Below are 19,301 nucleotides of genomic sequence, written 5' to 3' on the forward strand. Positions count from 1 at the left end.
AACCGTATGTTTTGTAATTAAGAAATAATAAATATCTTAGCATTTTTAAAATAGTTTTTCAGGCTTGTACCAATCACATTCAGCTGCCTGATTTGACCCACATTTAAATTTTTTAGCTTTACAAAAGATGGGCTGATTATTTGCATAATCCCAGTTATTCCCACTATATCTACACAAAAAACAATTCTTGATAGGAACTTTGTTATGAGCTGCCAACTTTAACTGGTCTAAGAATATATCACCATGAGCATAACCGACATATACGGTAGAATTCACAAACTCTAAATCTGTTTCAATGATATTACTATAGATAATTTTATCCTTGTACTTAGCTAGCTTTGCTTCAATGTCTGACAAATAAGCGAGCTCTAAAAAAGACTTACCTGAATCCCAAACATAGAAGCTAAAAAATTGCTTGCGTAAACATTTGCATTCAGCATCAGTAAGTGAGGTACCTCCCTGATTAAAGCCTAAAAACAATGCACCATGAGGCTCTAAATTTGCTTGATATATTTGATCTATATCTTCTTCAGAATCAATTCTTATTTCTATAATACGTTTTCCTGAGCTTTGTTTTTTCTCACTCAAAAAGTGCGTTACGGCAATTTCAATATAAATATTGTCTTCTGGAAAATTTGCTCTAGAAAGTAATAAATCTGGAATAAAATTTTCCTCTTTCTTCTCAACTTCAATAATTGAGAAATATTCGGTCAGATCAAACTTCTTTTCAATAAATCCAAGATCACAATTCTTACGAATACTTCTTCTGAATTTATTGCATTTCTTAGAAACATGAAAAGTAATATAAAAAGGTTCATTTTCCTCTAAACATTTTTGATAGACATCAAAAAAAACCTGTTTGCCCAAACGATGCAAATATGTTTCACCATTGCACTCTTGAATACTTTTATGTGCAAAATGTGGTTGTTTTATTTTTCCATTCACTTTAGCTATTAAAATATTATTACAGCCTAAACATGTGAAATCTGACTGTTGCTCTTTACCAACCAAATCAATAGCTCTGATTACTTGCCCCAATTGATCTTTAGCATATTGATAACGTGCCATATTCTTCCAATTATTGTTTTATATCAATAATAACCAAAAAAATAAGGGAGCAAAAGCTCCCATTATTCTCGCTCTTCCATCTTAGCCTCAATCCACTGATGAATTTCCCAAGCCGACCAGCCGATGCGCATTTCTGTTAACCGTACAGGTTGAGGAAATGTAGGATCATAATACTTTGACTCTTTGTTGATCATCTCATAGATTTTTGATCGACTAAGAGCAGTAAATTCAACGACATGCTTGATATTAATGATTTGATTCATCTGAAAAGTTTGACCTGTGAACGCATTCATGATGTTTTTCTCCCAATCAATGATGCGAGCGCAATTTCGCTCAAATAATAGAGCTCGCTGTAAGAAAAAACGTCCTGCTTCCCCCCCATTCAATTCAAAGCCTGAACCGACTGCTGCAACCCTTTCTTGATATCCTGAACATGGGTTAAATCATGTGTTTGCTGAGGCTGCTCTGTTTTAGACTCATCTGCATAAAACTCCTCAACAATATCCAGCCCCTCTTCTCCACCAACCTCAAAACTGGCATTGCCATAACCCTGCCGTGCCACATGATCTAAAGCCTCCTGATAAAACCCTGCTGCCTTGCTCTGCTGATCAATCTGTTTGGCTGAGCTAATTGCCTCCTGTAAGTTGACACCATCACGTAAAGTCAGATCCACGTAATAGATTGGGGTGCGATAGCTTTGTGTGGTGCTTTTACCTCTCAGAGTGAGTTGCAATGGCAGACATGAAAGTAAGTCACCTGATGCTGCATGATAATAACTAAGCCTTGCTGCCAAGGTTCGAATACTATTAAAACCTGTGGTTCTAAAGATAAATGTACCCAACTCATCCGATTCGTCCAGATTGACGTAAAGTCTGCCGTAAGGCTTACACAGCCCACCTTGAGCCAGTGGGCAAAGATCAGGTGATGGACATGGATGTTGTTCAATGCCGTTTTGTCCAAGACGCTGGCAGCTTTCACCATTGCCTGAACAAATTAATCGTCCAGTTTGTCGGTCAAACAGGCTGTACTCTGCTCGTAGATTCAGTTCAGGATCATTAAAGATCATTCTTACGGGTATGGTTCTCAATTTTTGGTTTTGTGCCTTGGCTCGTAGTTGTTCATCCAATGGATGCTTCACCCAGCCATCCTTGTTTTGGATTTGGCTGGTAATGGTAAACTGATCATCTTTTTCAGGCAGACGTTTGCCGTTCTTTTCCACGATCTTGCCGATACTGATACGACCGAGTACGGGTGGTGTGATTGCGAGACCTTTAATCATGGCAATGTCCTCTATATAGATGTATAAATAAGCATTGAATGGGTTCAATAAAATTTAGGGCATAAAAAAATCCCATACCTGTTGCGGTATGGGATCGATTGGTTTGGGTGGCGGATTTCGGTATCTCAGTCTTATCCACCATTCGGGTAAATCTGAAATCTTCGTGTTCCCACTTTGGTTTGTGGAAACTGCTGTAGATATTCAGGATGCTGTTTGAGAAGTGATTTACTGTCGAGGCTAATCGAGTCTTGTGATTTCTTCCAAGTCACAGAACCACCTAGAAACACTGCTCGTTCAGCATCTTTCATCATCATTAGTAGTTGATGTTTTAACTCATCAAAATACTGTTGATGTTGTTCAGCTTTGTGTCGCTCCTCTAATAGTTGGTTAAATAGGTAATTGGCTTGTTCATTTTGGGTCAGGTCCTCTACCAATAAAGGAATCTGTTCTGGGTAAAGCTGTTGCAAGGCTTTGGCTGCTGAATCGGATGCATCAACACTTGGAGGAATACCTGTTTCGACACATTGCCAGAAATGACGTTCGGCATTGATGATGTGCTGAATCACGGTTTCATTACGCGTCACCTTATAGATTTTGGTTTCATGTCCACAAATTAAGGCACAGATATGTGCTGCCTGTTTGCCTGTCACTGCGAGTTGATGTTGTACTTGGCAAAGGACATAAAGCGGTACACCATCCCGCCATAGTTTTGCGCCATATTCTCCGACTGACTTGCATTCTAGAACTTGCACTTCATCACTGTTGACCACGGCATAATCCAGATTGGCAAGCATAAAATGTTTGTCTTCATCTGGATGCTGTAGCACTGCATTGACGCGACGCACCTTGTGATTGGTATGCATACTGTAGTATTGAGCTACAAGTGGTTCGAGTTGCTTTCCCCAATAAAGCGGTGCATAGCCGGCACTTTCGTCTTCGATGTTTTGTTGCATCCGACCTGTCTTGATCATCCATAACTCCAACATCGACATATAGGGGTTTAGACCACAGGCGGTTGCTGCATCACTGCTACCAATGCCCTGTTTTCTGACTTCCAACCATTGCTGGTAATTCATCTGTTTGGTATTGGCGAGTCGTTTAGCTGCGGGTAGATGATTGGTTTTCTTGGGTATGCGTTTACTTCGAGTCCCCACTTCAACTTTAGGTTCTGTCTCAATCTTGATTGGGTAGGGTTGTAAGGGTGGATGATTTAGGGTGTTCTGAATTTGCGTATGACTATTCATAGAAAATATTCCAGTATGGGTAAAATCGTAAAAGCTGAATTTCGGGCATAAAAAAACCACATTTGGGGAAATGTGGCGAAAGCGTGAATAATGGTGTATCGAAGCACTGATCGTCGATCAATGCCTCTTAAATTTAAGTATTAACTTTTTGCAATGTTGTTGAGTAGCTCAGGCTCTAGCATAAAAAAGTCTCGTCCAAAGTTTTCTAAAGGGATATCTGAAACATTGATCAGATATTCAATGTCACCATTAAAAAAGTTTTGAGACTTTTGTATTGAACGTTCCCACCCAAACTCCTTTTCACATTGCGTCAACAAATACTGATAAACCTTTGCATCATTAATTTTTAATAAGAATGCGTCATCAGATAATTGCTGAATCGAGACATTTTCGGAATATTGCACATCAAACATGATCTACCTCCTAGAATGAATGACCAAGTGAATCATCGTTATCATTATGGATAACTGATTTTATTTCAACCAATTCATTGCATTTACTTATAACTATTAACAGGTTAGGCCATATTTTCGACATAAATAACCACATCAGATTTGATGTGGCGAAAAGTGTCACAGTGTTAAATATCGCGTTGAAGTTTGCTTAGGCTAATTAAGCTAAACCACCATCCGAAGTGCTTGTTCTAATCCACGTTGCTTGATTGCTGCTCCTGCCCCAAACCAAGCTGAATCGAGTCGATGATCACTACTCATGGCTCGTCGCTCATGATCGACAAATTCCGTTATAGAGCACAGCAAACCATAAGCTGTATCTTTAGCTGAACTGAGCTCTGCCCCTCGTCCATGTCCGTTAAACATGGTCATGACTTTAGACATCGCTCGTCCATTCGGTTCAGTTTTATTGTCTGATCTAGATGAGTTCATTTGACTGGGCATCGCTGCATGACGGTAGTACTGAATAATGCTTTCATCCTGTTCCACTGTACTCAAGTTGGTATTGTTAAATACCGCATCAAAGTAAGTGGCTGCTTCTTGCTGAGTTACCTTACGCTGACTCAGTTGCTTCATTTCATACATGTGGTCTTGCCATGCACGAACCGAGATACCGAGTTGCTGTTTGACTTTCTCGGCATCGAACTTGGTGCTATGCGGCACTTTAACTACACCAGTACTGGTATTTTGTCCTTTGAGCGCAATCGCCAGAGTGTTGTTACACACCACACGAATACTGGTGAATTGTGCTGTCGTCGCCAATGTTCCATCACAGGCAGTTGCCAGTAAAATATAGCCATTGCTGACATCCTTGCCTTTGAGTGCTGCGCTCTGTCCAGTCTTCGCCAATGCCCAGAATTTCTTACCGCCTTTCAGCACCCCAGCCGTTTCCAGTTCAAAGCCTGATTGTTCAGTCAGATCTTTGTAGAAATGCAGGATTTCCATGGGTTGGACTTCCTGAAAGCGTTGACTGACCACGGATAAGGGTGCGTGAGTATCTGAACGATAGAGTACTCGCTGTTCCTCAAAGGGCATAATGATACTTTGACCACGTTGGTTTTGAGCCATGTAACTGACATCAGAGGATTCAATCCGCCAATCCATGCCTGCTTGTTGTGCCCAGACCTCTAAAGGTTGATTCGGTGTCAGTTGATTGCCTAAACCATGCCAAGGGGTCTGTCCTGTGAATGCCATTGTTTCTACTAAATGTGCCATAAGATTTGTCCTTCTCATTCTGCTGTTAATTGCGTACTCAGTATTTAGTTGTGCCAATCGGTGATCGAGTTTGATCTGCCAGTACTAAAATCACACCGCCCAAGGCAGCACCAGCTACACCACCAATGAGCGGTGAGAAACCCATCGACTTCGCTAAGCTCATACCTAGTACTGCCAAAGTGGTTGGTGCACTGGCAAGGCTGAGTTGCAAAGGTTGTGCTTCTCGAAAGCGTGGGCTGTAGGTGTCTTCTTCATTTTCCAAATACGACATCATCGTTCTCCAATGTTTGAAATGACTGTTTAAAACGCTGTTGCAGACCTTATTCGGACGCTGCTTGGCGTTACTTCATTTCAGTAATATGTATTTGAAATAATTTGGAATCGTATGCTTGTTCATTTTTTACTGAGTTGTACAAAACATCGGAACAAATCGAATTGACCTGATAAATCGTTATGATTATGATGGGCTTGCTGACCCTCATGGTCAGTCGGTTTTGACAGACCGTTTCATACAGCGCATCAGGGTTTACTCGTCTGAGTCATTCTTGTGCGTAAAACCTTCTCGTCCCCCTTTGCGGTAGAACGGGAGGGGGACGCGTCCGCGCGTGCTGGTTCTGTATGTCCAGTCTGTCAACCCCTTTTCGTTCTGCCACCATTATTTGACAGTGATGCGGTAGAACTCCATTTACATACAGGAGTCAATCATGACTGTTTCTTTTTTAGCGTTTAGCTTTATTCCAATTTCATCTCGTTCATTCAAGTCGTACAGCATTCCTTTGCTGCGGCTGTGAAGATTTTTGCGCGTCTGATTTTAATCATTGGTGTCGTGATCTGGCTTGGCCCTGCTTTTTTAGGTTTTATGGCTTTGGTGATCCTATTCTATATATTGATGGCATTGGCAGGTTGGAATAAACCACCACCGTAATAAGTCATTCAATCCGTAGTTACACCAATTTTAATGTCAGGCATCGATCATCCTCTTTTATGACGAGAATCATCATGTCTCTATTTTATCATCTGCCCTTCATGGGTGTTGTACTGCTGGCTGCTGTTTCTATGGCAGGCTGTGAAAGCAAATCCAAACGTGACTTTAATGCTGGCTGTCAGTCTGGTGGGACTGATCGTTCAACCTGTTCCTGTGTCTATGACAAGTTGGAAGCACATTATTCACCTAGCGTTATGGAAAAGTTAGGTCAACAGAATGTTAGCCAACTTGATCTACCTCGTGACTTTACTGAGCAAATGCTTCGTGCTGCTCAAGTCTGTCAGTCACGCTAGGAGTACAGCATGCAAATCAAACATTATCTGATCGGGATTTATATCGTGATTGCCCTGCTGTTCTCAGCCTACTTAAAAGGTTGCAGTGCCACAGCAGATCGTAGTTATGCCTATAACCTGGGTAAAGCCATTGTCTGGCCGATCTCAATGTTTAACTAACCCTAATAAAGTAATAACCGATTCAACAACAATAATCAGGATTCTTTTTTATGAACAAACATATCAATCGTTTTTTACAAGGTGGGACACTCGTCATCGGAATACTCGGTGCAACACTGAGTCATGCAGATGTGGTGAGTATGAGCAAAGTCTACAATAAACCTCAATCAGCACCACAGGTCCAGCGCTGTAAAGGCAATATCAAATGCAATGCTTTCTATGCCTTAGCAAAGGAATGGCAATCCATCCCAAACAATTTCAAGCTTGATGGTATCAATGTCAAATCTTATGCCAAGGATGGGGATGGCTATGGACTCTGGAAAGGTTTCACACTGAATTCTAATCGTGCCATTGCCCTAGCAAATGCAGGTGATGCAGTTTTTTTCAAAGGTGGTGATAGCTCTAAAGCAGATGAGCGCGTCTATGCACAAGGCATGGCTGTTCTGCTCTACCTCGAGAATAAGTCAGTTCGATAAAAATCAATCCCATTACGCTTAAACTTCTGCTCTTCGATCCGTTTTCTTGATCAGCGCAAAATATCAAAGTCCTATGGATTAAAGAGCAGAAAACATTTTAGGAGGTTGTCATGCCGAACATGAAGCCCTTTCTACTTTCAGCCTTGTTACTATCCTTGCTGAGTGGATGTAACCCCTCGCACAAAGCTGAACAGACTGAAGCAACCCATCAGAAACGAACTGAAGTTAATCCAGAAACCAAACGTATTCTTGAAACTGATCTGAGTGAATTAGAAGTCAGTGTGCCTCAAGCTGACTCTACTGAACAGGAATATGTCGATCCTGCCCTTGAGCCAATTGCTGAAAATCAACCTGCACAGGAAGAGTTTGACATCAAAGTCTATCGTGCCGAATCTCAAGGCACTATGAGTGGTTATATTGATAAGATCGATATCATTTCACTGAATGACTCACCTACCTCCATTACCGGGATTCTAGTCAATCGTGGTAATTGTGCGATAACCAGAATATACGACTATAACAACATGCGTTATGGCTCAGTTGCGCTCGCCTATCCACGCTGTAAAGCGGAGTATATTCGTGAGGTCAGCATCAGTACTGCCAATGGTACTTATGCTTATCGTATTCAATAGAGAAATAAATAAGATGTGTAATTCAAAATAGAATTACACATCCGTTCCAAAGGTTTAAATAAACAAATCTAAACCATTCATACTCCAATCATGTTCATATGTCCTTCACCATAATTTGGCATTGAATCCTCCCAAACACGCAAATACTGACCTTCCTTATCACTAGTCACCAGATACGTCGCAGCATTGATAATATTAGGTGCGGATTGAAGATCATCACGATGAATCATACCTATTCCCAATTTACCGTCTTGCTCAAATTGACTCTTATACTCAGGTGCATTCAAATTAAGAAAAACGCCTTGACCATTTGTAATTTCAATCCAACGTTGGCCAGCCTGCAAAGCCAATCCAAAATCGTTTTGATGTTTTTCCCCATCATAGATCAATAACAAATGACAGTGATAACCCATATCTTCATCTTGCTCAACCGACCACGAGTAGCCTAACATCCCCTTAAAACCACAATTCTGATCATGTATTTGTTTCAACAAAATACGCAGGTAAGCGTTAAACTGTTTAATACCCACTTTGGATTGATGTTCCAGTTGTATGGCTAAATCAACACGTACAAATAAAAGTTTAGTGTAGTTTCGAGTTAACCCCCTAAGAAACTTGGCTAACCTGTTTATATTTATTACGTTTTTATCAACAAGCCATTTTAAATCTACTTTAAGAAGTTCTGTACGATCGGTAATATAATCTCGAATCTCTTTGATTTGTTGAGTATCAAAAAGCTCAATCATACAGGGTGAAAAATCAGTACAAGATTTTTTTAGCAACAGAATAATGTTTTTAAATGCTTCTATGCTTAAACTGTATTTTAAATCGGGCTCACCTATCGACTGGAACAAAGGGACCAATTCCATCAAGCGTTGCTTGAATTGCTGATCATCCACTTGAGCATGAATCACGGAATGTATGAATCGATCAATCGCAATAAGTACTTGAGATTGATTAACTAGAGATGTAGGGATAATGCTACTGTCCCTGTCCCTGCGCCAGCCTAAATCATACTGACCTCGACCAAATGTACGCATTGAATCCACCCAAGCACGTAAATGCTGACCATCCTTTTCAGGATTGACCAAATACATCGCTGCATTGATTGCATTCAGTACTTGTTGAGGGTTATCACGATGTATCATACCTATGCCCAATACCTCCTTTTGTTCTAATCGGCTTTTATATTCAGGCGTATTAGAAGTAAAGAAGTATCCCTGATCTTCTGTGATTTCGTTCCAGCATTCTCCAACCATTGAAGCTAAACCAAAGTCATTCTGATGTTTGTGTCCATCGTAGATCAATAACAAATGACAGTGATATCCTTTTTTCTCACCTTGCTCAATCGCCCATGCATAACCTTGTAAACCCTGAAAGCATGTATCCTGATCATGCACTCGCTTTAACAGTCTACGCATATAAAAATTGAACTCTTCAATCCCAACATCAAATTGATGTTTAAACTGTATTCCTAAATCAACACGTACGAATAATAATTTGGCATAGTGCTGAGTCAATTTTGTTAGGTACTGATACAAACTTTTTTTATTACGTTTTTCTTGCTGCTGGAAAGCCTTTACCTCGTCGTCAATCTCGCGACTGCTCTCACAAATACAACTCTTAAGAGCATTGATCTGCTCAGTATCATATGACCTTAGGTAATATGGTATTGAGACATTACCCATTAGCTTTAACTTCTCAATAACAAACCTAAAGATTTCTATGCTTCGACAGTAATTTAGATCTCGATCTTCTATCATTTCGAATAGAGGAACTAATTCAAGTAGACGTTGAGTGAATTCCTGATCACTCATTCGAGGTGTATACAACACACGTTGTATAAATTGTTCAATGCCAATAAGTATTTCAGATTCGTTAACAGTAGTAGTTTGAGTATTCATACGAAATTATCCTTGGGATTAAAGTTCATATGACTAGAGCTATAAATATCTTTTTACATCAGTAACTCTTTCTCTCAACAACTCACTTCATCTAAACCATGCTCAGAGTTGTTATTAAGATTACGTTTTATATAGGGTTAGTATATATATTGTATTAAATACCCACTAAGCCTAAACAAGAACTTTTCGCTAAAGTCAGACATTTACAATTACAAAACTTCCAATAAAAACGTGAAATAACTTAAATTGAACTAAGCGAGAGTTAGGTCATCGGATTTCTCATGCATTACGCCACTACTTTTGAATAGGTTTCTTCTTTTTCAATGCTGCGCCTCGGCTAAATAGTTTTACCTTTTGAGCAGCATTAGATAATTTTTTATTGTTCTCAATATGATATGGTAAAAAGAAATGTCTATAGGTGAAGTACGGGACAAGGTACTGTGTTATCTCTTTCTGTAACTCCTTATTCAAACTTTCGACTACAACTGAATGCTGATTTAATGCATGTGCGGATTGCATGATGGGTAAGTCTTTAACAACTGAGGAAAATGAATCTGGCTGTATTGGACCAGACTCTAATTGGCGACGTAATAGAAATTCTTCCCATGCTCGATCCAATTTCCAAGCAAGGCTGGCTTGATTTTTAAAAGACTCATCCGTGCAATTTAAAATAACTACCAAATCAATGTATGGTTTATTTTGGTAATCATCTAACCAAACTAAAAAATATCCAACTAAGTCGCGCAATAGTTCAGTACGTTTATTAAGGCGCAAAAATTCAGTAAAGGATGCCGAAAAAGCACTCCTTAAAACCTCGTTATCGAAATAGGGACAATCATAAACAATTTGAAATCTCGCTAACACTCGATCTTGTTTAAAAAAGGCTTGAACATATTTTTTTGTATCAACTGTCCTCTTCTCATAGTAGGCAAAATGCTCATCCTTATAAAGAACCTTCTGAACCCCAGAAATAGAAATCAAATTACTCACTCGAACCGTATGGGGGTCAATGCCACTGGCAAAGGTCGTTTTCTCACGTGCCTCATTTAAAGCTTTCACTTGATTGACTGTTAAACGTATATCTCTGCTGAGTATGATCTCCCGCATTTTGAGCCAAATAACGCTCTGAAGCAGCAAATCAAATCGACCGTATAACCGTTGGTTATAAATATTAAGTGCTTCAAATGCATCAATCCCTAATGGAACAAATTTTTCAAGAAGAAAGAGCAATTGATTACCTAAGCGAGTAACCCGTATCTGTTTTTCTTGATTCACAGCTCCAAAGGTGAGAATAAAAAATGGCTCTCTTTGCTGAGCCAAGTTATCTATAAAAATACCGAGATAGTGCAAAAAGGAAGGATCATACAGTTTTCCATGCTCATCCCCGAGTTGAAGTTCACGGTAGTAAATCAGCACTGCTTTATTTTTTTCTTGTAGAACTTTATCTAAATGCTTTGTGTCCCAGACCAAATTAACACTAGCACTATAATTATTGAATTTCCTAACATTTAGAGGTTGATCATAGTCAGCAAATTTATCTTGTTTTGCGCCTAAATATATCTTTGAGTATTCTCGATTGACCAATAAGAGAGTGTTGAAATTCGTATTTGTGCTTAACCTAAAAAACTGTTCATAGCGACAATAAGGACTAACAGTCCAATAAAAAAAACGTCTTAATTGCTCTTCATTATTCAGGTTCCCAAGCACAGATGAATAAGCAATTTGATCAATTTTCTCCCCCCAATCCTCTAAATTAATGGGGTAATCAATGACAAGATCAGCCAATTTTTTAGATATAATGCTGATCAAATTTTGCTTTACTTTTTTTGCGCCACCCGCATAAATCAGAATACAGCTGAACTTTAATCCTCGCTTACCATCATCCTCAATTTTATAAAAAGCTTTTACCAATCCTGGATCACTTTCCAAAATGTTCTTTTTGATAAAATCGATATCTTTGTCTCGTTGTCGAGCAAACATATCATAATTAAAAAGGGAATTTCCATTTGGGAAGTGGAAATTTAAACAGACTGTAAAAAGCGATCCATACATTTTATATAAAGAGAAAACCTCCTCATACTTCTGTTCTTCCATCAAAAAGTTTGAGATTTTAATAAAACTTTTAGACAGGGAACCTGCTCTTTGATCTAAGCGAAATTTGATACTTCTTATTAGATTAACTAAATAATGAAGATCAACTTTAGTACCTGCTCTTAAAGACAGAAGCTCCCATGGTAGGGAAATATTTAGTTTTGAATTATCACGTGCTATAGATAAAAGTGTATGAAACCACTCAAATTCAATCGAACCATTAAGCCCCCAAATTCCAAGACTTTCATTCTGCTCTTGAAATAATTCATTGAAGATGCTTTCCGTTTTACTCATCAGACTGATCAATCTTAGAGACTGTAAAATTTTCTGATTGTCTAAATTTTTTTCTATTCCCCATAGCAACTCTAAGACATCAATATGTTCTCTAAAAATAGAAAAATGACATGCTTCCGAACTAGGGCAATCTGCTAGGTAGACTGGAAACTTTAACTGACATAATTTAAAAAAATCCCTATCATTTATTTTGTATGCCATTTCCATAATTTAATAATCTAAAGCAATAAGTTATAATCTATAATTTAAATCAAAAATTATATTATTCCAATATTTAAAAATATTAATCCTTAATTAATTACAATTTATTCTATTAAATATTTATATTTATTTCTTAAATTAAAGTACATCAATCCATCGATAAATATTATATATGTGATTAAAAATAAGAAATTCTGATATATTTTCTATCAAATCAATAAAATCTACTCAACGGCAAGATGATTGATAGGATAAGTACACATACACATAGGTAGATTAAAGAAAACAGCACGAATAACCCTTAACAGATAGAAAAGGCTATAGGAGAGAAAAATAAACAAAGACGTGAAATGGCTTTTCTGAGCAAAGAGAAATTTTATAGCTTACAAAAACCAAATAGGGTGGTGAGAAGCAAATAGGGTCCTAACAGGGCTTAACTAAAGCTTTATAGTTTTGAACTATATGAAGTAAATTATTATTTAAAAAATCTTAACAATATAACGAGAAATGATAGCTAATAAATTTCACTTTGGATAATGATCTATCTCTCGATCAGTACACAGACGATAGATACTACAACGTCACTGGATTTTAGCCTGTTATCCCAAATACGAATTAATTAAATCCCCAAAACCATCTGATAAGGTTTAAATCCATCCAGTACAACTCCACCAATCAAATTGATGAATGGTTCTGTATTACCATAAGCCATCCATTGATCTAGGGCCTCATAGTAGGCCAAGCGATTCTCTACAGTAATCACACTGGGTGGATAGCCAGCTTTTAATAGTTCCAGATTCATCAGTAACCGAGATGTTCGACCATTCCCATCAACAAAAGGATGGATACCAACGAAATCTGCATGGACTTTGGCTGCTCGCTCAACTGGATGCAATGTATCAGCTTCCGTGTTATACCAATCTATAAACTGAGCCATTTTTTGATTAAGCAAATTGTAGTCTGGCAGATTGGTTCTAGCACCTGAAATTAATACGTTCTCCTGGCGATATCGCCCAGCATTCTTATCATCAATATTTTTCAAGATCAATTGATGGATGCTCCGAATTTGACACTCTGAAAAGGATTCTTGTTTTTTTCTAATATCTTCGACATACAAGATTGCATCACGATGATTGATAACTTCAAAATGCTCTTTTAATGCCTTACCTCCTACCCCAATACCCTCTAGAACAACTTTGGTCTCCAATAGGGTTAAAGTATTACCCTCAATCGCATTGGAATGGTAAGTCCAGCGTAGGACTAAATCTTCATGTAGATTTTTGACAATCGCAGGTGATAGAGGTAGATGCTGATCTAATTTAACTTTTAAATCATCAATGATCTCAAACATGCTAGTCTCTTATTTAGTATGTAATTAAATGATCATATACTGAAAAATGATGCCAATAAAATCACACAGGCTACGATAAGGGTTCCATGCTATATTAAGAACAATAGCTGAGTAGCTAAGTTAGTACCTTCATGCAGTTGGGGGTATAACTAGGGGTAAAATATAAAATATCATTTTTAAGTTTCATTAATTATCATACCTTTAAATTGATAAGTTTATTCCCTCTCTCGCCAGAATTTTTTAATTAAAAAAATCAATAATAATAGCTGTATTCTCAAACCTATTTTTTCCCATTTTTGCTACCCTATTTCTTTTACTTTCCTACCTTTCACTATGCTCAGTTTATTTGTTTACGGCACATTAGGGCCCAACCGTCCCAATGCCCATGTTATGGAAAATATTGGTGGTACATGGGCAGACGCACATGTCTTTGGCACACTCAAACAACAAGGTTGGGGAGCTGAATTGGGCTTTCCGGGTATTGTTTTAGATCAAACAGATCAAAAGGTCTCTGGCTTTGTATTTTTCTCAGATAACCTAGAACAACATTGGCAAGCACTGGATGAATTCGAAGGTGCAGGCTATCAACGTGTGCCCGTCAAAGCGCATTTAAGTACAGGCGAAATCGTTGATTCCTTTGTTTATGCGCTCAATACATAAGTTAAAATTGGCGAAAATTCGACGATTCAATTAAATTTATCTGTTTGCTCATTTTTTCGCTTGTTTTTTTAAACAGATTCTGTAGAATTCTCGCCACGTTGCCGGCATAGCTCAGTTGGTAGAGCAACTGACTTGTAATCAGTAGGTCCACAGTTCGAATCCGTGTGCCGGCACCATTTCTCTCTTTATTCTCTTTTCTTCCCCATCATTCTTTCAAAATGCGAAATATTCGGATTTAACAGATCCCATTCATTTGCATGACTCACAAAACATTCTGCTTGCGGTTGATACAGATTTGGATCATCCAGTGTTCCTGCACGTATTGAAATCATCTCAGGTACGAGTTCTGGTAAACCAAACATTTGCGAACCACAGTTGGGGCAAAATGCACGGCGGATCGGCTTGCCTGATAAACCGAAAGATTCAAAATATTTCAGCTCGCCTTCGATTTTCAATTCAGATTGATGAAAGAACGCAATCGGTGCATAGGCACTGCCTGTAGCTTTCTGACAGTCACGACAATGACAATTAAAACGATAACGTGGCGTAACTTCCGCCTGATAGCTCACTGCCCCACACAGGCATGAACCTTTATATTCATTTGGCATCTTGTTCTCACTTTTTTACTGCACTGATTTGAATATAACGTACTAATCCATCTTGGTAGAGTTTTCGGCACAACTTGGCAGTCATGTTTATTTTGAGTTGGGCCAAATCAAAAGCTGTTTTTTCAATTTTTCGTGTTTCGATATATTCCGCAAAACCATTCAATACAGGTTCAGAAAAATCCTGAATTTCAATGTCAGTAAAATCATGCTGCGCCAAAATTTGCACAAGCTGCTGCTGATCCATCAAGTGTTGCCAATTCACATCTGCACTTTTCAACAGGTAGTGATATTTCTGTTTTTGTAGATAAGTACAATTCTGCCAATTCTCTGACCACATCAGGGTATGAAAAGCGATGCGGCCTTTTGAATTTAAAACAGTAGAAGCTGAATCGAGAAATGAATTCAAATGACTGTGATAGGCGGCATCTATACACAGCACCACATCAAATGAATTCAAAAATTGCAGGGCTTTTAAATTCAAAAAAGATTCACAATGAATTTGCACTTGTGGCAATTGTTTTTGAATTCGTTTGACGCAATCAGCTTGTAGCTCAACTGCACTGAGCTGTTGAATTTGATAATGCGTCAACCAATGTAATAGGCTTGCGCCTTGTCCACAGCCTAAATCTAAAACACGATCTGTGGATTTCAGTTGAATCGATCGTGCAATTTGATCGGCCAGACTTCGACAGGCCTGTGGATAATTATCATGTTGGCCTTGCCAAAAGCCTAAATTACTCCAAGCAAGCAATGCATCATCACCGAGCCGTTTGGCATCAATCGCATATTTATGCCCAATGACAATGACTTTTTCAATCAGTGCTTGCTTGAAGGTGGCCATGTTTAATAGCCGAGTTCAGGCGCAACGGCTACTTTCGGTTTTAATCCAACAAATGGCACAGAGGCGCCTAAAATTTCAGAAATATGCATCGCAGAGGTTACTGCTGATTCTAAAATTGGCAAGCCATCACATGACCATGAACCGCAATAAAATACTTTGCGATTTAAATCTAAATGGCGTTGCTGAATTTGTTTATTCAGGGCCACCGTTTCCGAATCGACTACTGCACGGGTGAGTTTGACCTTGGAAATAATTTTCTTCGGATCAATATCAATCACAGGGCACCACGTCTGGAACACGGCATTTTTACCAACCAAGCTAGGTTCAATCGCATTGATCCACACGGTAAATTGCTGACGGGTAAATTTACGATCCATCATATAGCTCAACACCGCCCAATCTTTACGACGCTCTGGCATCACAATTGGATCGGTATGAATGACTAAATCACCTTGTTCAAAACGGAACTTTTTCAATAAGGCAATGTCTTCGGCAAATTGTGGCTGCTTGAGAAAATCTTCAATCACTGGCGTAGGTGTCGCAATCACTACACGATCAAATAACTGATTTTCACCTTGCTCATTTTCCACCAGAACTTTTTCGCCCTGCTCTTCCACTTTTTTAACTGGAGAACCGCTATGAATTTCAATACCTTCAATCAAGCGATTGACTAGCGCAGGTGTGCCACCTTTCATCCGCAATAACGCTTCACCTTCAGTCAACTGACGGATAAATTCTAGTAAAGGTTTGGCAGGCCATTCACCGATGGTTTTGGGATGGCACGTACAAATCGTGTACAGCACTGGCATCACTGTACCATGCCAGAACACTTCCTCAATATGATATTGATTCATGAACTCGGCCAAGGTGATGTCTTGATTATCCGATTTAAAGAATTGGTGCACCGCGGTTTTCAGCTGCAACATGCCTTTGACCAAACGCCAACCATATTGCTGAATGCCTTTGCGGTTATTAATAATTGGGAAATTGCCAATACGGCTGCGCGATGTGGTCAGCCATGTATCAGTCTTATCTTCAAACAACCAACTGCAAGCCATAAACGTACGGACAGGAAAGGTTTCAATGCCCAAGTAGCTTGCCAAGCTGAGCGTATTTTGCCAAAGCTTTGGATTCATTACACGTAATGGGGCATCAATAATACCACCATCAAAATCAATACTATGACTATCCATGCCTCGTCCAGCAAGTGCTTCGAATATAGTAACCTTATGCCCTGCATCATGTAGGATTCTGGCTGAGGCAAGTCCTGCCATTCCACTGCCAATAATTGCAATATCCAAAATTATGTCCCATCAGTTGATGATTTTTCTTGATTATGACCGATAGTTAAGCGAAACGCGGTATTAAAAAATACCAGATTCGAGGCTTCTGCCAGACTTTTGTCGTAATATCGTTGTTGGATTCTTGTTACATTTTATCACAATTTGCATTTCAATCGTAACATAATGAAAAATTTGAATTTATTACATTTTAGGACATAAAAACATACAGAACATTCTATATTTTTTCATTTTCAGCACTTTACACGCTTTGCAAAGCCCCAGATTAGTGCTATTTTTATTTAACAATAACGAGAACAAAGTCACATAACAAGCTGAATAATTATAAGTGACATAATATTAAAAAAATCAATAGAGGACCCTTACAGCGAAAGCCTATCACTCTAACGGAGTGATAGGCTTTCTTATATAAGCAACTGATTTAATTCATCAATTAGGCTTCCATTACACCAAATTTACCGCTATTGAAATCACGAACTGCTTCGACGATTTCCGCTTTGCTATTCATGACAAAAGGTCCATAACCTTCAATCGGTTCATTCAGTGGTTGGCCTGTCAAAATCAAAAATTTACTGTCCTGTTCGGCCTTCATACTAAAGTCAATTTCTTCTCGACTCAGCACCACCAAACTCGGTGCTTCAATGCTTTGACTTCCATTTAAGCTAACCTGACCAGAGAGCAGCACCAATAAAGTGGTATGGCCTTCGGTTACATAGAAGGTATGTTGCTGATCTTTAACCAGGGTGCCATCCCACACATTGACTGGACTAAAAGTAGTTGCTGCGCCCGCAGTATCTTGATATTGACCTGCAATTACACGCATTTCACTGCCTGCATCATCCAGTGCAATATGCTGAATTTGATCTGCTTCAATCGCTTGGTATTTCGCTGGGGTCATTTTTGAATGCGCTGGCAAATTCACCCACAACTGTACCATTTCAAATAAACCCCCTTGATGAGCGAACTCAGGTGAATGAAACTCTTGATGCAGGATACCACCACCCGCAGTCATCCATTGCACATCACCCGCTTTGATGGTGCCACCACCACCACTTGAGTCTTTATGTGTCACTTCACCTTTATAGGCAATGGTTACTGTTTCAAAACCACGATGTGGATGCGACCCCACGCCATGCTGCGCTGTGGTTGGATCAAAGCGATAAGGTGCCGCATAGTCCAACAGCAAAAAAGGACTGATGCTTTGGCCTAAACGGTCATAAGAAAACAAGTTATAAACTGGGAAACCATCACCCACCCAGTGCATGTGTTTGTTTTGATACACACCAAGAATTTTTTTCATTCGGTTTCTCCTATAGCGTAGAAGTTCTGTTCATGAGGTTAATTTTACGCCTCCGTGAATCTTGCTTATAGCCATAGATTAGCAACACATTATTCTATCTATAGGACAATTAAATTAATAAAACTAGATACTGCTCGGGATGCTATCAATCATCCCATTTTTGATATTGTTTATCTCATTTTTTGCCCTTCATCTACCCTCAAAATTTATCTAGCATAATTCCAAGCAATAGCTAAAAAGAGCTGCTCTTTTTAAATTCTTTTTACAAAAACATGAGGATACAACCATGACTAAAGATTATATTCGCCTAGATAAAGACAATGCTGCCGTGCTGTTGGTCGATCACCAAACAGGTCTGCTTTCTTTGGTTCGAGATATCGATCCTGATAAATTCAAAAATAATGTATTAGCACTTGCCGATGCCGCTAAATATTTCAATCTACCGACCATTTTAACCACCAGTTTTGAAAATGGCCCCAATGGTCCATTAGTACCAGAACTGAAAGACATGTTTCCTGATGCGCCTTATATTGCCCGTCCTGGTCAAATCAATGCGTGGGACAATGAAGACTTTGTCAAAGCCATTAAAGCCACTGGAAAAAAACAATTAATTATTGCCGGCGTGGTCACAGAAGTATGTGTGGCCTTTCCTGCACTGTCCGCCTTGGCAGAAGGTTTTGAAGTATTCGTGATTACCGATGCTTCGGGAACATTCAATGCGTTAACCCGCGATGCTGCGTGGGATCGTATGTCACAGGCAGGTGCACAATTGATGACTTGGTTTGGGATGGCATGTGAATTACATCGTGACTGGCGTAATGATATTGAAGGCTTGGGTGCATTATTCTCTAACCATATTCCTGACTATCGCAACTTAATGAATAGTTACACACAAAATACTGCTCAAAAATAAAGCTTGCGAAGAAAAGATTAGGATAGTTAATGCT

General features: G+C 39.0%; 21 protein-coding genes and 1 tRNA gene. 8 read left to right on the forward strand and 14 right to left on the reverse strand.

Annotated features, from left to right (window positions below; translation table 11 throughout):
* Positions 1-45: 45 nt before the first annotated feature.
* The 7 genes from F887_RS00970 to F887_RS00940 form a co-directional block, all read right to left on the reverse strand.
* Positions 46-1,068: a competence protein CoiA family protein gene (locus F887_RS00970; protein WP_005297476.1), complete on the reverse strand. Its 1,023-nt coding sequence runs from the start codon at positions 1,066-1,068 to the stop codon at positions 46-48.
* 62 nt (positions 1,069-1,130) lie between these two features.
* A complete protein-coding gene (locus tag F887_RS00965) occupies positions 1,131-1,361 on the reverse strand; it encodes a helix-turn-helix transcriptional regulator (RefSeq protein WP_005297479.1) in 231 nt (76 codons plus the stop codon).
* Between the two features lie 89 nt (positions 1,362-1,450).
* Positions 1,451-2,347 carry a recombination directionality factor gene (locus F887_RS00960; RefSeq protein ID WP_005297480.1) on the reverse strand — a complete coding sequence of 299 codons (897 nt, stop codon included), beginning with the start codon at positions 2,345-2,347 and terminating at the stop codon, positions 1,451-1,453.
* Positions 2,348-2,478: 131 nt separating this feature from the next.
* On the reverse strand, positions 2,479-3,591 hold the full coding sequence (locus F887_RS00955) for a YqaJ viral recombinase family nuclease (protein ID WP_005297482.1): 1,113 nt from the start codon (positions 3,589-3,591) through the stop codon (positions 2,479-2,481).
* A gap of 140 nt (positions 3,592-3,731) precedes the next feature.
* On the reverse strand, positions 3,732-4,004 hold the full coding sequence (locus F887_RS00950) for a hypothetical protein (protein WP_005297484.1): 273 nt from the start codon (positions 4,002-4,004) through the stop codon (positions 3,732-3,734).
* A gap of 204 nt (positions 4,005-4,208) precedes the next feature.
* Positions 4,209-5,258 carry a DUF932 domain-containing protein gene (locus tag F887_RS00945; RefSeq protein WP_005297485.1) on the reverse strand — a complete coding sequence of 350 codons (1,050 nt, stop codon included), beginning with the start codon at positions 5,256-5,258 and terminating at the stop codon, positions 4,209-4,211.
* 37 nt (positions 5,259-5,295) lie between these two features.
* Positions 5,296-5,529 carry a hypothetical protein gene (locus F887_RS00940; protein ID WP_005297487.1) on the reverse strand — a complete coding sequence of 78 codons (234 nt, stop codon included), beginning with the start codon at positions 5,527-5,529 and terminating at the stop codon, positions 5,296-5,298.
* A gap of 516 nt (positions 5,530-6,045) precedes the next feature.
* Between F887_RS00940 and F887_RS18715 the strand changes: the two genes are divergently transcribed.
* The 5 genes from F887_RS18715 to F887_RS00925 all read left to right on the forward strand — a co-directional run bounded on the left by F887_RS18715 (position 6,046) and on the right by F887_RS00925 (position 7,803).
* A complete protein-coding gene (locus F887_RS18715) occupies positions 6,046-6,183 on the forward strand; it encodes a hypothetical protein (RefSeq protein WP_171067411.1) in 138 nt (45 codons plus the stop codon).
* A gap of 74 nt (positions 6,184-6,257) precedes the next feature.
* Positions 6,258-6,536 (forward strand): hypothetical protein, encoded by a 279-nt coding sequence (locus F887_RS00935; protein ID WP_005297490.1) that lies wholly within the window; start codon positions 6,258-6,260, stop codon positions 6,534-6,536.
* Between the two features lie 9 nt (positions 6,537-6,545).
* On the forward strand, positions 6,546-6,695 hold the full coding sequence (locus F887_RS18720; protein ID WP_005258418.1) for a hypothetical protein: 150 nt from the start codon (positions 6,546-6,548) through the stop codon (positions 6,693-6,695).
* 50 nt (positions 6,696-6,745) lie between these two features.
* Positions 6,746-7,171 (forward strand): hypothetical protein, encoded by a 426-nt coding sequence (locus F887_RS00930; protein WP_005297492.1) that lies wholly within the window; start codon positions 6,746-6,748, stop codon positions 7,169-7,171.
* A gap of 110 nt (positions 7,172-7,281) precedes the next feature.
* The gene (locus F887_RS00925; RefSeq protein WP_005297493.1) at positions 7,282-7,803 is read left to right on the forward strand and encodes a hypothetical protein; all 522 of its coding nucleotides are present in this window, start codon (positions 7,282-7,284) and stop codon (positions 7,801-7,803) included.
* A gap of 77 nt (positions 7,804-7,880) precedes the next feature.
* Here the strand turns inward: F887_RS00925 and F887_RS18910 are convergent, their stop codons facing one another.
* The 3 genes from F887_RS18910 to F887_RS00915 form a co-directional block, all read right to left on the reverse strand.
* On the reverse strand, positions 7,881-9,707 hold the full coding sequence (locus F887_RS18910; protein ID WP_005297494.1) for a YagK/YfjJ domain-containing protein: 1,827 nt from the start codon (positions 9,705-9,707) through the stop codon (positions 7,881-7,883).
* A gap of 294 nt (positions 9,708-10,001) precedes the next feature.
* Positions 10,002-12,299: a hypothetical protein gene (locus F887_RS00920; protein WP_005297496.1), complete on the reverse strand. Its 2,298-nt coding sequence runs from the start codon at positions 12,297-12,299 to the stop codon at positions 10,002-10,004.
* Between the two features lie 613 nt (positions 12,300-12,912).
* The gene (locus tag F887_RS00915; RefSeq protein ID WP_005297497.1) at positions 12,913-13,644 is read right to left on the reverse strand and encodes a Fic family protein; all 732 of its coding nucleotides are present in this window, start codon (positions 13,642-13,644) and stop codon (positions 12,913-12,915) included.
* A 333-nt stretch (positions 13,645-13,977) separates the two neighbouring features.
* Between F887_RS00915 and F887_RS00910 the strand changes: the two genes are divergently transcribed.
* On the forward strand, positions 13,978-14,304 hold the full coding sequence (locus tag F887_RS00910) for a gamma-glutamylcyclotransferase family protein (protein ID WP_005297498.1): 327 nt from the start codon (positions 13,978-13,980) through the stop codon (positions 14,302-14,304).
* A 100-nt stretch (positions 14,305-14,404) separates the two neighbouring features.
* A tRNA-Thr gene (locus F887_RS00905) sits at positions 14,405-14,480 on the forward strand.
* Positions 14,481-14,489: 9 nt separating this feature from the next.
* Here F887_RS00905 and F887_RS00900 read toward each other — a convergent pair.
* The 4 genes from F887_RS00900 to F887_RS00885 form a co-directional block, all read right to left on the reverse strand.
* Positions 14,490-14,912 (reverse strand): GFA family protein, encoded by a 423-nt coding sequence (locus tag F887_RS00900; RefSeq protein ID WP_005297499.1) that lies wholly within the window; start codon positions 14,910-14,912, stop codon positions 14,490-14,492.
* 7 nt (positions 14,913-14,919) lie between these two features.
* On the reverse strand, positions 14,920-15,753 hold the full coding sequence (locus F887_RS00895) for an SAM-dependent methyltransferase (protein WP_005297502.1): 834 nt from the start codon (positions 15,751-15,753) through the stop codon (positions 14,920-14,922).
* Positions 15,754-15,755: 2 nt separating this feature from the next.
* Positions 15,756-17,054 (reverse strand): FAD-dependent oxidoreductase, encoded by a 1,299-nt coding sequence (locus F887_RS00890; protein WP_005297503.1) that lies wholly within the window; start codon positions 17,052-17,054, stop codon positions 15,756-15,758.
* A 433-nt stretch (positions 17,055-17,487) separates the two neighbouring features.
* Positions 17,488-18,354, reverse strand: coding sequence for a pirin family protein (locus F887_RS00885; protein WP_005297504.1), 867 nt, complete (start codon positions 18,352-18,354; stop codon positions 17,488-17,490).
* Positions 18,355-18,640: 286 nt separating this feature from the next.
* Here F887_RS00885 and ycaC point away from each other — a divergent pair, with 286 nt between their 5' ends.
* Positions 18,641-19,267, forward strand: a complete 627-nt coding sequence (gene ycaC / locus F887_RS00880; protein ID WP_005297505.1) for an isochorismate family cysteine hydrolase YcaC — start codon at positions 18,641-18,643, stop codon at positions 19,265-19,267.
* Positions 19,268-19,301: the final 34 nt, after the last annotated feature.

Origin of the sequence: Acinetobacter sp. NIPH 2100, from assembly GCF_000369805.1 — a bacterium.
GTDB lineage: Bacteria > Pseudomonadota > Gammaproteobacteria > Pseudomonadales > Moraxellaceae > Acinetobacter.

Coding starts and splice junctions, on each gene's coding strand:
- F887_RS00970 (WP_005297476.1), bottom strand. CDS start 1,068: ATGGCACGTTATCAATATGCTAAAGATCAATTGGGGCAAGTAATCAGA.
- F887_RS00965 (WP_005297479.1), bottom strand. CDS start 1,361: ATGAATGCGTTCACAGGTCAAACTTTTCAGATGAATCAAATCATTAAT.
- F887_RS00960 (WP_005297480.1), bottom strand. CDS start 2,347: ATGATTAAAGGTCTCGCAATCACACCACCCGTACTCGGTCGTATCAGT.
- F887_RS00955 (WP_005297482.1), bottom strand. CDS start 3,591: ATGAATAGTCATACGCAAATTCAGAACACCCTAAATCATCCACCCTTA.
- F887_RS00950 (WP_005297484.1), bottom strand. CDS start 4,004: ATGTTTGATGTGCAATATTCCGAAAATGTCTCGATTCAGCAATTATCT.
- F887_RS00945 (WP_005297485.1), bottom strand. CDS start 5,258: ATGGCACATTTAGTAGAAACAATGGCATTCACAGGACAGACCCCTTGG.
- F887_RS00940 (WP_005297487.1), bottom strand. CDS start 5,529: ATGTCGTATTTGGAAAATGAAGAAGACACCTACAGCCCACGCTTTCGA.
- F887_RS00935 (WP_005297490.1), top strand. CDS start 6,258: ATGTCTCTATTTTATCATCTGCCCTTCATGGGTGTTGTACTGCTGGCT.
- F887_RS18720 (WP_005258418.1), top strand. CDS start 6,546: ATGCAAATCAAACATTATCTGATCGGGATTTATATCGTGATTGCCCTG.
- F887_RS00930 (WP_005297492.1), top strand. CDS start 6,746: ATGAACAAACATATCAATCGTTTTTTACAAGGTGGGACACTCGTCATC.
- F887_RS00925 (WP_005297493.1), top strand. CDS start 7,282: ATGCCGAACATGAAGCCCTTTCTACTTTCAGCCTTGTTACTATCCTTG.
- F887_RS18910 (WP_005297494.1), bottom strand. CDS start 9,707: ATGAATACTCAAACTACTACTGTTAACGAATCTGAAATACTTATTGGC.
- F887_RS00920 (WP_005297496.1), bottom strand. CDS start 12,299: ATGGAAATGGCATACAAAATAAATGATAGGGATTTTTTTAAATTATGT.
- F887_RS00915 (WP_005297497.1), bottom strand. CDS start 13,644: ATGTTTGAGATCATTGATGATTTAAAAGTTAAATTAGATCAGCATCTA.
- F887_RS00910 (WP_005297498.1), top strand. CDS start 13,978: ATGCTCAGTTTATTTGTTTACGGCACATTAGGGCCCAACCGTCCCAAT.
- F887_RS00900 (WP_005297499.1), bottom strand. CDS start 14,912: ATGCCAAATGAATATAAAGGTTCATGCCTGTGTGGGGCAGTGAGCTAT.
- F887_RS00895 (WP_005297502.1), bottom strand. CDS start 15,753: ATGGCCACCTTCAAGCAAGCACTGATTGAAAAAGTCATTGTCATTGGG.
- F887_RS00885 (WP_005297504.1), bottom strand. CDS start 18,354: ATGAAAAAAATTCTTGGTGTGTATCAAAACAAACACATGCACTGGGTG.
- ycaC (WP_005297505.1), top strand. CDS start 18,641: ATGACTAAAGATTATATTCGCCTAGATAAAGACAATGCTGCCGTGCTG.